The organism is Corallincola platygyrae, from assembly GCF_039544265.1.
GTDB classification, from domain to species: domain Bacteria; phylum Pseudomonadota; class Gammaproteobacteria; order Enterobacterales; family Neiellaceae; genus Corallincola; species Corallincola platygyrae.
In genome coordinates, this window is record NZ_BAABLI010000026.1 from 1 (window position 1) to 15,664 (window position 15,664).

A 15,664-nucleotide genomic window follows, 5' to 3' on the forward strand; every position below is an offset into this window, starting at 1 on the left:
AAGGTCTGCGTTTCGCGATCCGTGAAGGTGGCCGTACAGTAGGCGCCGGTGTTGTTGCTAAGATCATCGAGTAATCGATAATCTAAGTTTTGACAAGGGCCCGAGGTAACGGGCTCTTGTTTTTAGGGGTGTAGTTCCAATTGGTAGAACAGCGGTCTCCAAAACCGATGGTTGGGGGTTCGAGTCCCTCCACCCCTGCCAGATTTTTTAGCAATAACCTCGCTTTTTTATAGCGGGGTTGTTGCGTCTTTAGATGGATGCAAGGTTGGTGTATGAACGCAAACACAGAAACCCAGAGCAGTGGACTTGACAGCGTTAAGTGGCTGGTCGTTTTCGCCATTCTTATCGCAGCGGTCGTAGGTAACTACTTCTTCGCTGAACAGTCAGTCCTGGTTCGTGCCGGAGCCGTAGTGGTTGCCGTTGCCGTTGCTGCATTGATTGCTCTTCAAACTGAGAAGGGCCGCAACGCACTGGTATTCGCTAAGGAATCCAGGGTCGAAGTGAAAAAAGTTGTCTGGCCGACTCGCCAGGAAGCTGTTCACACCACTCTGATTGTTTTCGCTGCGGTTGTAGTAATGTCGCTTGTATTGTGGGGCTTGGACGGCATCATGGTTCGTCTGGTCGCATTCTTTACTGGGGTGAGTATCTAATATGTCTGACAAAATGCGTTGGTACGTAGTACAGGCATTTTCTGGCTTTGAAGGCCGAGTTGCCCAATCACTCAAAGAACACATCAAGATGCACGACATGGAGCATCTGTTTGGTGAGGTCCTGGTACCTACCGAAGAGGTGATCGAGATGCGTGCCGGGCAGAAGCGTCGCAGTGAGCGTAAGTTCTTCCCTGGTTACGTGCTTGTCCAGATGATCATGAACGATGACAGCTGGCACCTGGTACGTGATGTACCACGTGTACTTGGTTTCATTGGTGGAACCAGTGACCGTCCTGCGCCGATTACAGACAAAGAAGCGAACGCTATCTTGCAACGTCTGGAAGACAATGTTGATCAGCCTACACCTAAGACGCTGTTTGAAGTGGGTGAAGTGGTTCGTGTTATCGACGGACCTTTTGCGGACTTCAATGGTGTAGTTGAAGAGGTTGACTACGAAAAGAGCCGCGTAAAAGTCTCAGTACTTATCTTCGGTCGCTCTACACCTGTAGAACTGGAATTCGTACAAGTCGAAAAATCCTGATCAAAAATTCAGCAGATTTATTGTAAAGGGCAGCGGGTCACTATATAATCCGCTGCCCTTAAATCGATGGGGAGCCCTAAAAAGGCGTTTGCACCCGTAAAGAGGAAGCTCAAAATGGCTAAAAAAGTCGAAGCATATATCAAGCTGCAAGTTGCAGCCGGTATGGCTAACCCTAGTCCTCCGGTAGGTCCGGCACTGGGTCAGCACGGTGTTAACATCATGGAATTCTGTAAAGCGTTCAACGCAAAAACAGATTCTATTGAGAAAGGTGCACCAGTACCTGTAGTTATCACTGTTTATAACGACCGTTCTTTCACTTTCGAGACTAAGACTCCACCAGCATCTTACCTTCTGAAGAAGGCTGCTGGCATCAAGTCTGGCTCTGGTCGTCCTAACACTGAGAAAGTGGGTACCGTTACTCGCGCTCAGTTAGAAGAGATCGCTAAAACCAAAGAAGTTGACCTGACCGGTGCTGATTTGGACGCGATGGTTCGTTGTATTGCTGGATCTGCCCGTGCGATGGGCCTGAATGTGGAGGGCTAATCGATGGCTAAACTATCTAAGCGCCTGCGTACTATTCGCGAAAAAGTTGACGCTACTAAAGAGTACGAAATCAACGAAGCGGTTGCACTGCTGAAAGAACTGGCGACTGCCAAGTTCGTTGAGAGTGTAGACGCTGCTGTAAACCTGGGTATTGACGCTCGTAAATCTGACCAAAACGTACGTGGTGCAACTGTACTGCCACACGGTACTGGTCGTGACGTTCGCGTAGCTGTTTTCACTCAGGGCGCTAACGCTGAAGCTGCTAAAGAAGCTGGTGCCGACCTGGTAGGTATGGACGATCTGGCTGCGCAGGTTAAAGCTGGCGAAATGAACTTCGACGTTGTTGTTGCTTCTCCAGACGCAATGCGCGTTGTTGGTCAATTGGGTCAAATCTTAGGTCCTCGTGGCCTGATGCCTAACCCTAAGACCGGCACTGTAACTCCTAACGTAGCTGAAGCAGTTAAAAACGCTAAAGCTGGTCAGGTTCGTTACCGCAACGACAAGAACGGTATCATCCACTCCACAATCGGTAAGGTAGATTTCAGCGAAGATAAGCTGAAAGAGAACCTGGAAGCATTGCTGGCTGCTCTGAAGAAGGCTAAGCCTGCTTCAGCTAAAGGTCAGTACATCGCCAAGGTTAGCCTGTCTACCACCATGGGTGCGGGTGTTGCGATTGACCAGGGTTCTCTGGAGCGCTAAGCGCCGCCAGACTCTGGACATCGCGGAGACGAGCATCTTATAATGTTCGGCTTCGCACGGGTTGGGGCGCTTTGCGCCTCCATCCAAGACCGTAGGTGTTTTGGTGAAAGCTAAGACTTAATTATTTGCCTACGCAGATGGTGTCAACCCAGGAGCAAAATTCTGCACTCCTGGTTGTACACCTTATAAGGTGCCTCACATTTGTTGAGGTTGTATGACGAGCCGGATTTTCCGGTGAAAACCAGGAGTTTAAGCCAATGGCACTGAAACTCGACGACAAAAAAGCCATCGTCGCTGAAGTCAACGAGGCTGCCAAAGGCGCTCAATCTGCAGTAGTAGCAGACTCTCGTGGTGTTGAAGTAGGCGCAATTACTGCGCTGCGCGCAAAAGCGCGTGCTGAAGGTGTTTACATGCGTGTAGTACGTAACACCCTGGCACGTCGCGCGGTTCAAGGCACTGATTACGAGTGTTTGGTAGATACCTTCACTGGTCCTACTCTGATTGCTTTCTCTAACGAACATCCAGGTGCAGCTGCACGTTTGTTCAAAGAGTTCGCAAAAGAAGAAGACAAGTTTGAAGTTAAAGCCGCTGCATTTGAAGGTGAAATTGTTGACGCGGGTGTACTGGCAACTCTGCCTACATACGACGAAGCAGTTGCACGTCTATTGAGCGTTCTGAAAGAAGCTTCTGCTGGCAAGCTGGTTAAGACCCTTGCTGCGCTTCGCGACAAGCTGGAAGGCGAAGCTGCTTAATCCAAGCAGGCCCTTCTTTTTAAAATACGATTTTTGAGCTTAGGCTCAGATGTTTTAGGATAGAGAATCATGTCACTGACTAAAGATCAAATCATCGACGCAGTTGCTGAAATGTCTGTTAAAGACGTTGTTGAACTGATTGAAGCGATGGAAGAAAAGTTCGGCGTAACTGCCGCTGCTGCTGTTGTTGCTGCTGCACCTGGTGAAGGTGGCGGTGCTGCTGAGCAGACTGAATTTGACGTAATCCTTGCTAGCGTTGGCGGCAACAAAGTTGCTGTAATTAAAGCAGTACGTGGCGCAACTGGTCTTGGCCTGAAAGAAGCCAAGGGCGTTGTAGACGGCGCACCTGCTCCAATTAAGGAAGGCGTTGAGAAAGAAGAAGCAGAAGCATTGAAGGCGGCTCTTGAAGAAGCTGGTGCAACTGTTGAGCTTAAGTAAGCCTAGCTTACAAAGCTAGCCTGAAAAGGCTATGGGCTGGAGACCGCGGGGTCTCCGGCCTTTTTGCGCTGTAGGCGGTCAGTAATTTTCCACCGTAAATTACTGTCTGAGCGCAGGCGATTTATCGCCAAATACAAACGGTGGATGCAGAGACTGTCGTTAAGACAGAGTCGGGTCAATATTCCGCGAGCTGAGGAACCCCATGGTTTACTCCTATACCGAGAAGAAGCGAATTCGTAAGGACTTTGGTAAACGTCCACAAGTTCTCGACATTCCTTACCTCCTGTCAATCCAGTTGGACTCATTCAGTAAGTTCATTGAGATGGATGCAGAGGGGAATTATGGTCTGGAAGCGGCGTTTCGTTCCGTATTCCCTATTGCCAGTTATTCAGGCTACTCAGAGCTACAGTATGTTAGCTACAGACTGGGTGAGCCGGTATTCGATGTCAAAGAGTGTCAAATCCGTGGTGTGACTTACTCAGCTCCACTTCGAGTGAAGCTGCGTTTGGTCCTGTACGATAAGGACGCACCGGCAGGCACAGTAAAAGATATCAAAGAGCAAGAAGTCTACATGGGCGAAATCCCATTGATGACTGATAACGGTACTTTTGTAATCAACGGCACCGAGCGTGTGATCGTTTCCCAGCTACATCGTAGCCCGGGCGTATTCTTCGATCATGACAAAGGTAAGACGCACTCTTCTGGTAAGGTGCTCTATAACGCACGTGTTATTCCATACCGTGGTTCTTGGTTGGACTTTGAGTTTGACCCGAAAGATAACCTGTTTGTCCGTATTGACCGTCGTCGTAAGCTGCCTGCGTCAATTATCCTGCGCGCGCTGGACTACGGCACGGAAGATATTCTTGGGATGTTCTTCGAAACTACGGAAGTACAGATCAAGCGTAACAAAATCATCATGCAGATCTCGCCTGAGCGCCTGCGTGGTGAAATCGCCGCTTTTGATGTGAAAGACGGTGAAGGTAATGTGTTGGTTGAAAAAGACCGCCGTATTACCGCTAAGCACATTCGTACCCTTACCAAGCAGGAAATCAACGAGTTTGAAGTTCCGCACGAATACTTGGTAGGTAAAGTGCTGGCCAAAGCGCACGTGAACAAAGACACCGGCGAAGTTATTGCTGATGCCAACGCTGAACTGACGCTTGAAACTGTCGCAGCGCTTGCAGAAGCAGGCGTGAAAAAGTTCGAAATACTCTACACCAACGAGTTGGATCAGGGCCCGTACATGTCGGAAACCCTGCGTATCGATCCATCAACCAACCGTATGGAAGCTTTGGTAGAGATCTACCGCATGATGCGCCCTGGTGAGCCACCAACGCGTGATGCTGCAGAAGCGCTATTCCAGAACCTGTTCTTCTCTGATGACCGCTATGACCTGTCTGCGGTTGGTCGTATGAAGTTCAACAGCCGTTTGCACCGCGATGAAATCACTGGCCCAGGTACACTGGAGCACCAAGATATCATCGAAGTGATGAAGAAGCTGATCGAGATCCGTAACGGTGCTGATGATGTCGATGATATCGACCACTTGGGCAACCGTCGTATCCGTTCAGTTGGTGAAATGGCTGAAAACCAGTTCCGCATCGGCTTGGTACGTGTTGAGCGTGCTGTGAAAGAGCGTCTGAGTCTGGGTGACTTGGATCAGCTGATGCCTCAGGACCTGATCAACGCCAAGCCTATCTCTGCTGCGGTTAAAGAGTTCTTCGGTTCGAGCCAACTGTCTCAATTTATGGACCAGAACAACCCGCTGTCAGAAGTAACGCACAAGCGCCGTATCTCGGCACTTGGCCCGGGCGGTTTGACCCGTGAGCGTGCAGGCTTTGAAGTACGTGACGTACACCCTACTCACTACGGTCGTGTATGTCCGATTGAGACCCCTGAAGGTCCAAACATTGGTCTGATTAACTCACTGTCTTGTTATGCACGTACTAACGAATACGGTTTCCTCGAAACACCGTATCGCCGTGTAGTCGATGGTGAAGTGACTGCTGAAGTTGATTACCTGTCAGCGATTGAAGAAGGCCAGTACACCATTGCTCAGGCTAACTCAGACCTTGATGAGAAAGGTCAGTTTGTCGATGAGCTGGTGACTGCACGTCACCGTGGTGAATCTATCCTGACTTCACCTGAAACGATCCAATATATGGACGTTTCTCCACAACAGATTGTATCTGTGGCGGCATCTTTGATCCCATTCCTCGAGCACGATGATGCGAACCGTGCATTGATGGGTTCTAACATGCAACGTCAGGCTGTACCTACACTGCGTGCTGATAAGCCGCTGGTTGGTACCGGTATGGAGAAAGCTGTAGCTGTTGACTCAGGTGTAACAGCGGTAGCTAAGCGTGGCGGTTTTGTTTCTTACTGCGACGCCAGCCGTATCGTAATTAAGGTTGATGAAGATGAGTTGGTACCAGGCGAAGCGGGTATCGATATCTACAACCTGATGAAGTACACCCGTTCTAACCAGAACACCTGTATCAACCAGCGCCCGGTAGTGAGCGTAGGTGATCCTATTGTTCGTGGTGACGTGTTGGCTGATGGCCCATCAACTGACTTGGGTGAATTGGCCCTGGGTCAGAACATGCGCGTAGCCTTCATGCCTTGGAACGGATACAACTTCGAGGATTCAATCCTTATCTCTGAGCGTGTTGCTGAAGAAGATCGTTTCACCACGATCCACATTCAGGAGCTTTCCTGTATCGCTCGTGACACCAAGTTAGGTCCAGAAGAGATTACTGCAGATATCCCTAACGTGGGTGAAGCGGCTCTGTCTAAGCTGGATGAATCTGGTGTTGTTTACATCGGTGCCGAAGTGAAAGGCGGCGATATTCTGGTAGGTAAAGTAACGCCTAAAGGCGAAACTCAGCTGACACCAGAAGAGAAACTGTTACGTGCAATCTTCGGTGAAAAAGCGTCTGACGTTAAAGACACCTCGCTGCGTGTACCAAACGCAGTATCAGGTACTGTAATCGACGTTCAGGTGTTTACCCGTGATGGCGTAGAGAAAGATAAACGTGCGCTCGAAATCGAAGAGATGCAGCTGAAAGAGGTTAAGAAAGACCTTGGTGATGAGCTGGCAATCTTCGAGCGTGGCCTGTTTGATCGTGCTCGTGCACTTCTGCTGGCTAACGGCTTCAGCGAAGACAAGCTGGAAAGCATCGATGGTGAGCGTCTGCTGACTCAATCTCTGAAAGATGAAGAAGCACAGCAAGCCCTTGAGCAGATCGCTGAGCAGTACGAAGAGCTGAAGAAAGAGTTCGACAAGAAGTTCGAAGTTAAGCGTCGCAAGATCACCCAAGGTGATGATCTGGCGCCTGGTGTACTTAAGATTGTTAAGGTTTACCTTGCAGTTAAACGCCGTATTCAGCCTGGTGACAAGATGGCGGGTCGTCATGGTAACAAGGGTGTTATCTCTACCATTGTTCCTGTTGAAGATATGCCTTACGACGAGAACGGCGAGCCGGTCGATATCGTATTGAACCCGCTGGGTGTACCTTCGCGTATGAACATCGGTCAGATCCTGGAAACTCACCTGGGTATGGCTGCTAAAGGTATTGGTCGTCGTATCGACGCAATGATCAAAGACCAGCGCGAAGTAGCAGAACTGCGTGACTTCTTGAAGAAGTGTTACACCCTGGGTGACGTATTGCAGGAAGTTGATATCGACAACTTCTCTGATCACGAAGTGAAGCGTTTGGCCGAGAACCTGCGTGCAGGTCTGCCAGTTGCGACACCAGTGTTTGACGGCGCCAAAGAGAGCGAGATCAAAGACCTGCTGGAGCTGGGTGGAATCCCACGTAGCGGTCAGATCACGCTGCACGACGGTCGTACCGGTAATGAGTTTGAGCGTAAGGTAACCGTGGGTTACATGTACATGCTCAAGCTGAACCACCTGGTTGATGACAAGATGCACGCGCGTTCCACCGGTTCTTACAGCCTGGTTACTCAGCAGCCGCTGGGTGGTAAGGCTCAGTTCGGTGGTCAGCGCTTCGGTGAGATGGAAGTGTGGGCACTGGAAGCTTATGGTGCCGCTTATACACTGCAGGAAATGCTCACTGTGAAGTCTGATGACGTGAATGGCCGTACCAAGATGTATAAGAACATCGTGGATGGCGACCATCGGATGGAGCCTGGAATGCCTGAATCCTTCAATGTACTACTCAAAGAGATCCGCTCTCTGGGTATCAACATTGAGTTGGAAGAGGAATAACAGGCCGCTGAGTCTGAAGTAATAAACGCGCGAGGGGGCGCTTAGCGCCCCCGATGTAAATCACTCCGACAGGAGAGAGAAAGTGAAAGACTTACTCAAGTTTCTAAAGCAGCAGGGCAAAACTGAAGAGTTCGATGGCATCAAAATCGGCCTGGCCTCTCCAGACATGATCCGCAGCTGGTCTTACGGCGAAGTGAAAAAGCCTGAGACAATTAACTATCGTACATTCAAGCCTGAACGTGATGGCTTGTTCTGTGCGCGTATCTTTGGTCCGGTCAAGGACTACGAGTGTTTGTGTGGCAAATATAAGCGCCTCAAGCACCGTGGTGTGATCTGTGAGAAGTGTGGCGTTGAAGTTACGCTGACCAAGGTGCGTCGTGAGCGTATGGCTCACATCGAATTGGCCAGCCCAGTCGCACACATCTGGTTCCTGAAGTCACTGCCTTCCCGTATCGGTTTGATGCTGGATATGACGCTGCGTGATATCGAGCGCGTACTGTACTTCGAATCCTATGTGGTTACAGAGCCAGGTATGACTACGCTTGAGCGTGGTTCTCTGCTGACTGAAGAGCAGTACCTGGATGCATTGGAAGAGTTCGGTGACGAATTTGAAGCCAAGATGGGTGCTGAAGCAGTTAAAGAGCTGCTGTCAGAAATCGAAGTGGGTCCAGAAGTAGAAGCGATGCGCGAAGAGCTGGCTTCTGTTACTTCTGAAACCAAGCGTAAGAAGGTCACCAAGCGTCTGAAGCTGATGGAAGCGTTCCTGCACTCAGGTAACGATCCACAGTGGATGATCATGACAGTACTGCCAGTACTGCCACCAGATCTACGTCCACTGGTTCCTCTGGACGGTGGCCGTTTCGCGACTTCTGATCTTAACGACCTCTATCGTCGCGTGATCAACCGTAACAATCGTCTGAAGCGCCTGTTGGATCTGGCTGCACCTGACATCATCGTACGTAACGAAAAGCGTATGTTGCAGGAAGCGGTAGACGCATTGCTGGATAACGGCCGTCGTGGTCGTGCTATCACAGGCTCAAACAAACGTCCTCTGAAATCTTTGGCTGACATGATCAAAGGTAAGCAAGGTCGTTTCCGTCAGAACCTGCTTGGTAAGCGTGTTGACTACTCAGGTCGTTCTGTAATTACTGTTGGTCCAACACTGAAACTGCATCAGTGTGGTCTGCCTAAGAAGATGGCTCTGGAACTGTTCAAGCCATTCATCTACGGCAAGCTGGAAGCACGTGGCCTGGCAACAACCATCAAAGCTGCGAAGAAGATGGTTGAGCGTGAAGTGCCGGAAGTTTGGGACGTACTTGATCACGTTATTCGTGAACACCCAGTCCTGTTGAACCGTGCACCAACATTGCACCGTTTGGGTATTCAGGCATTTGAGCCAGTACTGATTGAAGGTAAAGCGATCCAACTGCACCCACTGGTTTGTGCAGCGTATAACGCTGACTTCGATGGTGACCAAATGGCGGTACACGTACCGCTGACACTGGAAGCACAGCTTGAAGCCCGTGCCCTGATGATGGCGTCAAACAACATTCTGTCGCCAGCCAACGGTGAGCCTATCATCGTTCCTTCACAGGACGTTGTATTGGGTCTCTACTACATGACTCGTGAAGCGGTAAACGCGAAAGGCGAGGGCATGTTGCTAACCGGTTCTCAGGAAGCTGAAAAAGTATTCCGTACGGGTGATGCGTCTATCCATGCGCGTGTAAAGGTCCGAGTTACTGAGTATCAGAAGACTGAAGATGGCGAGTTTGTCGCCAATACTTCGGTGAAAGACACCACGATTGGTCGTGCCATGTTCTATAACGTGGTACCGAAAGGCCTGCCATTTGAGCTGATTGACCAGCCAATGGGTAAGAAGCAGATTTCGCGTTTGCTGAATGCTTGTTACCGTGAGTTGGGTCTGAAAGATACAGTTATCTTTGCTGACCAACTGATGTACACAGGTTTCCATTACGCCATGCTGTCAGGTACGTCTGTCGGTGTTGATGATATGGAAATCCCAGCAGCGAAAACCGAGATCATTGCCGATGCAGACGCAGAAGTGTCTGAGATCCAGCATCAGTTTGACAACGGTCTTGTGACTGCGGGTGAAAAATATAACAAGGTTATTGATATCTGGACGTCGGCAAACGAAAAACTGTCGAAAGCGATGATGGATAACCTGAAGACTGACGTGGTGATTAACCGCGAAGGTAAAGAAGAAGAGCAACCGTCTTTTAACAGTATCTACATGATGGCCGACTCCGGTGCACGTGGTAGTGCTGCTCAGATCCGTCAGCTTGCAGCGATGCGTGGTCTGATGGCGAAGCCGGATGGTTCAATTATTGAAACGCCAATTACTGCGAACTTCCGTGAGGGTCTGAACGTACTTCAGTACTTTATCTCGACTCACGGTGCTCGTAAAGGTTTGGCCGATACCGCATTGAAGACAGCGAACTCAGGTTATCTGACTCGTCGTCTGGTAGACGTAGCTCAGGATATGGTCATCATCGGTGATGACTGTGGTACTGAGACGGGTGTCACTATGAAGCCACTGATTGAAGGTGGTGACGTGGTTGAGCCGCTGCGTGAGCGTGTATTGGGCCGTGTATTGGCACAGGATGTAATCAAGCCAGGTACAGAAGATGAAGTACTGATGGCACGTAACACTCTTCTTCACGAAGCTGAGTGTGACATCCTCGAAGAATACAAAGTTGACGAAGTAGAAGTTCGCTCTGTTATTACCTGTGACAATGACCACGGTGTCTGTGCTTACTGTTACGGTCGTGACCTGGCACGTGGTCACCTGATTAACCATGGTGAAGCAGTGGGTGTTGTTGCTGCTCAGTCAATTGGTGAGCCAGGTACACAGCTGACGATGCGTACCTTCCACATTGGTGGTGCGGCATCTCGTGCGTCTGCAGAAAACAGCGTTCAGGTTAAAAACGACGGTAGCATCAAGCTGCACAACGCTAAGTTCGTAGTCAACACTGATGGCAAGATCGTCATTACGTCTCGTTCATCTGAAGTGGCAGTTATTGACGAGCTTGGCCGTGAGAAAGAGCGCTATAAAGTGCCTTACGGTGCCATCTTGTCTATCAATGATGGTGACAAGGTATCAGGTAACGACATTGTCGCGACTTGGGATCCGCACTCGCACCCAATGATCACCGAGCGTCCGGTAACTGTTCAATTCAGTGATGTTGATGACAGCAACACTGAGAAACAGACCGATGACCTGACCGGTTTGACCCGTGTTGTAGTTAAAGACCTGGCGAAAGCGAACGCAAAAGAGCCGAAGCTGATCCTTAAGTCTGAAAACGGCGACTTGCAGGAAGTGAAACTGCCAAGCTTTACCTCGATCGATGTTGCTGATGGTCAGGAACTTCAACCGGGTGATGTGCTGGCACGTATTCCTCAGGAATCTTCGAAGACACGTGATATTACCGGTGGTCTGCCACGCGTAGCTGACTTGTTCGAAGCGCGTAAGCCAAAAGACCCTGCTATCCTGGCAGAAGTCAGCGGTGTTGTATCATTTGGTAAAGAGACCAAAGGCAAGCGTCGTCTGATCATCACGCAAGATGAAACTGGCGAACCGTATGAAGAGATGATTCCGAAATGGCGTCAGCTCAACGTGTTCGAAGGTGAGCGTGTAGAACGTGGCGAAGTGATTGCTGATGGTCCTGAGTCACCACATGACATCCTTCGTGTACGTGGTATCCGTGCGGTATCTAACTACATCGTTAACGAAGTGCAGGACGTTTACCGTCTGCAGGGTGTAAAAATTAACGATAAGCACATCGAAGCGATTATTCGCCAGATGCTGCGTAAGTGCACCATCCTGGAAGCCGGTGATTCAGAGTTCCTGCCAGGCGAACAGATGGAAGTGTCTCGCGTTAAGATCGCTAACCGCGAACTGGAAGCGCAAGGCAAGATGCCGGCGAAGTATGAGAACGAGTTACTGGGTATTACCAAAGCGTCGCTGTCGACTGAGTCATTTATCTCAGCCGCATCGTTCCAGGAAACTACCCGCGTTCTTACCGAAGCTGCAGTATCGGGCAAGATGGATCAACTACGCGGTCTGAAAGAGAACGTGATTGTTGGTCGTCTGATCCCTGCAGGTACTGGTTTCGCTTACCACACCGAGCGTCAGCGCAAGCGTACTGAAGCCGAAGTGGGTCTGCCTCAGGTGAGTGCAGACGAAGCAGAAAAAGCCCTGACAGATGCGTTGAACGCAGAAGATCTGTCTGGCGACGAGGAGTAATAAGCGGGTCAAGTTCGACTCTGGACTTGACAGCTTAAAATCTGCTCAATAAAATCCTCCGGCCTCTCATAGTAGGGGCCGGATTTTTCGTTTTTAGTAATACTCAACTAGCCAGGAGCCTATTAATGGCAACTATTAATCAGTTGGTACGTAAGCCGCGTAAAAAGCCTGTTGTGAAAAGCAACGTGCCTGCGCTGGAAGCGTGCCCTCAAAAGCGTGGCGTGTGCACTCGTGTATACACCACCACACCTAAGAAGCCGAACTCAGCATTGCGTAAAGTATGTCGTGTTCGTCTGACAAATGGTTTCGAAGTTACTTCGTACATCGGCGGTGAAGGTCACAACCTTCAGGAGCACAGTGTTGTTCTGATCCGTGGCGGTCGTGTAAAAGACTTGCCAGGTGTTCGCTATCACACTGTACGTGGTGCGCTTGATACCGCTGGCGTTAGCGACCGTCGTCAAGGTCGTTCTAAGTACGGCGCTAAGCGGCCTAAGTCTTAACGGTTCTCCGTTAGTAAGGCCAAACACTAAATTTAACGTTTTGGGATATTCCTGAATCAAACGGAGATATAGCAATGCCAAGAAGACGCGTTGTAGGGCAGCGTAAAGTTCTGCCTGATCCAAAGTTCGGAAGTGAAATCATTACTAAGTTCGTAAACGTAGTAATGCTCGACGGTAAGAAGTCTATCGCCGAGAAAATCGTATATGGCGCTCTAGAAGCTGCCGCTGAAAAATCTGGTAAAGCACCGCTGGATGTTTTCGAAGTTGCACTGGATAACGTACGCCCAACTGTGGAAGTTAAAAGCCGCCGTGTAGGTGGTTCAACTTACCAGGTACCAGTTGAAGTACGCCCAGTTCGTCGTAACACTCTTGCGATGCGTTGGTTAGTTGAGGCTGCGCGTAAGCGTGGCGAAAAATCTATGGCTAAGCGCCTGGCTGGCGAATTGGCTGATGCTGCTGAGAACAAAGGCTCTGCAGTTAAAAAGCGTGAAGACGTTCACCGCATGGCTGAAGCAAACAAAGCGTTTGCTCACTATCGCTGGTAATTGCGCTTGGCGTGCGCCCGAAAGGGCGCACGCTTTACGTATTTTTTGCTAAGACACTCGCTCTTAGCTAAGAGGAAATCATGGCTCGTACAACCCCCATTGAGCGCTATCGTAATATCGGTATCTGTGCTCACGTTGATGCTGGTAAAACGACCACTACCGAGCGTGTACTGTTCTACACTGGCCTGTCACACAAGATAGGTGAGGTGCATGACGGTGCAGCGACCATGGACTGGATGGAACAGGAGCAGGAGCGTGGTATTACTATCACGTCTGCAGCGACCACCACGTTTTGGCGTGGTATGGAAGCGCAATTCCCTGAGCATCGCATCAACATCATCGACACCCCCGGACACGTGGACTTTACCATTGAGGTAGAGCGTTCCCTGCGTGTACTTGACGGTGCCGTTGTTGTTTTCTGTGGTGCCTCCGGTGTTGAACCTCAGTCCGAAACGGTATGGCGTCAAGCCGACAAGTATCATGTACCGCGCATGGTGTTCGTCAACAAGATGGACCGTGCCGGTGCCGATTTCCTCCGTGTTGTAAAACAGATTGAAGATCGCCTCGGCGCAACGCCTATTCCTATTCAGCTCAACATTGGCGCTGAAGATGAATTCAAAGGCGTTATCGACCTGATCAAGATGAAAGCCATTAACTGGAACGAAGACGACCAGGGTATGACTTTCAGTTACGAAGATATTCCAGCGGATCTCCAGGATCTGGCTGATGAATACCGTGAAAAGATGGTTGAAGCCGCAGCAGAAGCCTCTGAAGAGATGATGGATAAGTATCTCGAAGAGGGTGAGCTGAGCGAAGAAGAGATCAAGGCAGGCTTGCGTACTCGTACTCTGGCCAACGAAATTGTACCAGCAACCTGTGGTTCTGCCTTTAAGAATAAAGGCGTACAGGCAGTGTTGGATGCCGTGATTGACTTCATGCCTGCACCAGTCGATGTTCCTGCCATTAAGGGTATCGATGAGAAAGAGAACGAGGTTGAGCGTCCTGCGGACGACAATGCGCCTTTCTCTGCTTTGGCATTTAAGATCGCAACTGATCCGTTCGTGGGTACGTTAACTTTCTTCCGGGTTTACTCGGGTGTGGTTAACACCGGCGATGCGGTTTACAACTCGGTTAAAGACAAACGTGAACGTTTCGGTCGTATCGTGCAGATGCATTCGAAAGATCGAAAAGAGATCAAAGAAGTTCGTGCCGGTGACATCGCTGCGGCTATTGGCCTCAAAGATGTAACCACGGGTGACACCCTATGCGATTCCAATCACAAAGTGATTCTGGAGCGTATGGAGTTCCCTGAGCCGGTAATCTCCGTCGCGGTTGAGCCTAGAACTAAGGCTGACCAGGAGAAGATGGGTATTGCGCTGGGTAAACTGGCAGCAGAAGACCCCTCATTCCGTGTTCACACGGATGAAGAATCAGGTCAAACCATCATCTCCGGTATGGGCGAACTGCACCTGGACATCATTGTTGATCGCATGAAACGCGAATTCAGCGTTGAGTGTAACGTAGGTAAACCCCAGGTTGCTTACCGTGAAACTATCCGTAAGTCAGTGGAAGTTGAAGGTAAGTTTGTTCGTCAATCTGGCGGTCGTGGTCAGTTTGGTCACGTCTGGCTCAAGCTTGAGCCTATGTCGATTGAAGAAGAAGAAACCTATGAATTCGTTAATGAAATCGTAGGTGGTGTGGTACCTAAAGAATACATCCCAGCCGTTGACAAAGGGGTGCAGGAACAGATGCAGAACGGTGTTCTGGCTGGTTATCCTGTACTTGGCGTCAAGTGTACGCTGTACGATGGTTCTTATCATGATGTTGACTCTTCTGAAATGGCATTTAAGATTGCCGGTTCAATGGCCTTTAAACAGGGTGCTGTTGACGCCGGTGCTGTTCTTCTTGAGCCTGTGATGAAGGTCGAGGTGACGACTCCGGAAGATTTCATGGGTGACGTGGTTGGTGATTTGAACCGTCGTCGCGGCATGATTGAAGGCATGGAAGATGGTGTGGCAGGTGTTAAACTTGTACGTGCTGTTGTACCTCTGTCTGAAATGTTCGGATACGCAACTGATTTGCGTTCACAAACTCAAGGTCGTGCATCTTATTCGATGGAGTTTCTGAAGTACGCCGAAGTACCAGGAAACGTTGCGAGCAGCATCATCGAAGCACGCCGGTAGTATTTTAAAGGTCTGGTCCCGGTCACTATTTGGACCGGGCCTAATTCTTACTCGGAAGGAAAGTAAAGTGGCAAAAGAAAAGTTTGAACGTACGAAACCGCACGTTAACGTAGGCACAATCGGTCACGTTGACCACGGTAAAACGACTCTGACAGCAGCCATCACCAACGTACTTGCTAAAGTATACGGTGGTACAGCGCAAGCATTCGATCAGATCGATAACGCCCCAGAAGAACGTGAGCGTGGTATCACCATCGCAACTTCTCACGTTGAATATGACACGCCAACTCGCCACTACGCGCACGTTGACTGTCCTGG

General features: G+C 49.9%; 13 protein-coding genes and 1 tRNA gene. All 14 read left to right on the forward strand.

The genetic code is table 11. The features are described from left to right. The coding region (locus tag ABEA14_RS16195) for an EF-Tu C-terminal domain-related protein (RefSeq protein WP_202814033.1) at nucleotides 1-74 on the forward strand (74 nt) is incomplete at its 5' end. A gap of 50 nt (nucleotides 75-124) precedes the next feature. Then, nucleotides 125-201: transfer RNA gene (locus ABEA14_RS16200), tRNA-Trp, on the forward strand. Between the two features lie 71 nt (nucleotides 202-272). Continuing rightward, the gene (gene secE, locus ABEA14_RS16205; RefSeq protein ID WP_345341381.1) at nucleotides 273-650 is read left to right on the forward strand and encodes a preprotein translocase subunit SecE; all 378 of its coding nucleotides are present in this window, start codon (nucleotides 273-275) and stop codon (nucleotides 648-650) included. 13 nt (nucleotides 651-663) lie between these two features. Further along, the gene (nusG, locus tag ABEA14_RS16210; RefSeq protein WP_377776163.1) at nucleotides 664-1,191 is read left to right on the forward strand and encodes a transcription termination/antitermination protein NusG; all 528 of its coding nucleotides are present in this window, start codon (nucleotides 664-666) and stop codon (nucleotides 1,189-1,191) included. A gap of 114 nt (nucleotides 1,192-1,305) precedes the next feature. Continuing rightward, nucleotides 1,306-1,734, forward strand: a complete 429-nt coding sequence (gene rplK, locus ABEA14_RS16215) for a 50S ribosomal protein L11 (protein ID WP_345341385.1) — start codon at nucleotides 1,306-1,308, stop codon at nucleotides 1,732-1,734. A gap of 3 nt (nucleotides 1,735-1,737) precedes the next feature. Continuing rightward, entirely contained in the window at nucleotides 1,738-2,433 is a 696-nt protein-coding gene (rplA, locus tag ABEA14_RS16220) for a 50S ribosomal protein L1 (protein ID WP_345341387.1), read from the forward strand. A gap of 257 nt (nucleotides 2,434-2,690) precedes the next feature. Further along, nucleotides 2,691-3,185: a 50S ribosomal protein L10 gene (rplJ, locus tag ABEA14_RS16225; protein ID WP_345341389.1), complete on the forward strand. Its 495-nt coding sequence runs from the start codon at nucleotides 2,691-2,693 to the stop codon at nucleotides 3,183-3,185. A gap of 69 nt (nucleotides 3,186-3,254) precedes the next feature. Continuing rightward, nucleotides 3,255-3,623: a 50S ribosomal protein L7/L12 gene (gene rplL / locus ABEA14_RS16230; RefSeq protein ID WP_345341391.1), complete on the forward strand. Its 369-nt coding sequence runs from the start codon at nucleotides 3,255-3,257 to the stop codon at nucleotides 3,621-3,623. A gap of 202 nt (nucleotides 3,624-3,825) precedes the next feature. Further along, entirely contained in the window at nucleotides 3,826-7,854 is a 4,029-nt protein-coding gene (gene rpoB / locus ABEA14_RS16235) for a DNA-directed RNA polymerase subunit beta (protein ID WP_345341393.1), read from the forward strand. 82 nt (nucleotides 7,855-7,936) lie between these two features. Next, nucleotides 7,937-12,118, forward strand: a complete 4,182-nt coding sequence (gene rpoC / locus ABEA14_RS16240; protein WP_345341397.1) for a DNA-directed RNA polymerase subunit beta' — start codon at nucleotides 7,937-7,939, stop codon at nucleotides 12,116-12,118. Between the two features lie 125 nt (nucleotides 12,119-12,243). After that, complete coding sequence (gene rpsL, locus ABEA14_RS16245) at nucleotides 12,244-12,618, forward strand: 30S ribosomal protein S12 (RefSeq protein WP_345341399.1); 375 nt, start codon at nucleotides 12,244-12,246, stop codon at nucleotides 12,616-12,618. 74 nt (nucleotides 12,619-12,692) lie between these two features. After that, nucleotides 12,693-13,163 carry a 30S ribosomal protein S7 gene (rpsG, locus tag ABEA14_RS16250; RefSeq protein WP_345341401.1) on the forward strand — a complete coding sequence of 157 codons (471 nt, stop codon included), beginning with the start codon at nucleotides 12,693-12,695 and terminating at the stop codon, nucleotides 13,161-13,163. A gap of 80 nt (nucleotides 13,164-13,243) precedes the next feature. Beyond that, nucleotides 13,244-15,346, forward strand: a complete 2,103-nt coding sequence (gene fusA / locus ABEA14_RS16255; protein ID WP_345341404.1) for an elongation factor G — start codon at nucleotides 13,244-13,246, stop codon at nucleotides 15,344-15,346. A gap of 67 nt (nucleotides 15,347-15,413) precedes the next feature. After that, nucleotides 15,414-15,664: GTP-binding protein (locus tag ABEA14_RS16260; RefSeq protein ID WP_345341360.1), on the forward strand; the 251-nt coding region annotated here is incomplete at its 3' end.

Excerpts from the sequence above, each read along its gene's own strand:
- rplJ (WP_345341389.1), top strand. The coding sequence starts at position 2,691 with ATGGCACTGAAACTCGACGACAAAAAAGCCATCGTCGCTGAAGTCAAC.
- nusG (WP_377776163.1), top strand. The coding sequence starts at position 664 with ATGCGTTGGTACGTAGTACAGGCATTTTCTGGCTTTGAAGGCCGAGTT.
- rplK (WP_345341385.1), top strand. The coding sequence starts at position 1,306 with ATGGCTAAAAAAGTCGAAGCATATATCAAGCTGCAAGTTGCAGCCGGT.
- rpsL (WP_345341399.1), top strand. The coding sequence starts at position 12,244 with ATGGCAACTATTAATCAGTTGGTACGTAAGCCGCGTAAAAAGCCTGTT.
- rplL (WP_345341391.1), top strand. The coding sequence starts at position 3,255 with ATGTCACTGACTAAAGATCAAATCATCGACGCAGTTGCTGAAATGTCT.
- rpoB (WP_345341393.1), top strand. The coding sequence starts at position 3,826 with ATGGTTTACTCCTATACCGAGAAGAAGCGAATTCGTAAGGACTTTGGT.
- secE (WP_345341381.1), top strand. The coding sequence starts at position 273 with ATGAACGCAAACACAGAAACCCAGAGCAGTGGACTTGACAGCGTTAAG.
- rpsG (WP_345341401.1), top strand. The coding sequence starts at position 12,693 with ATGCCAAGAAGACGCGTTGTAGGGCAGCGTAAAGTTCTGCCTGATCCA.
- rplA (WP_345341387.1), top strand. The coding sequence starts at position 1,738 with ATGGCTAAACTATCTAAGCGCCTGCGTACTATTCGCGAAAAAGTTGAC.
- fusA (WP_345341404.1), top strand. The coding sequence starts at position 13,244 with ATGGCTCGTACAACCCCCATTGAGCGCTATCGTAATATCGGTATCTGT.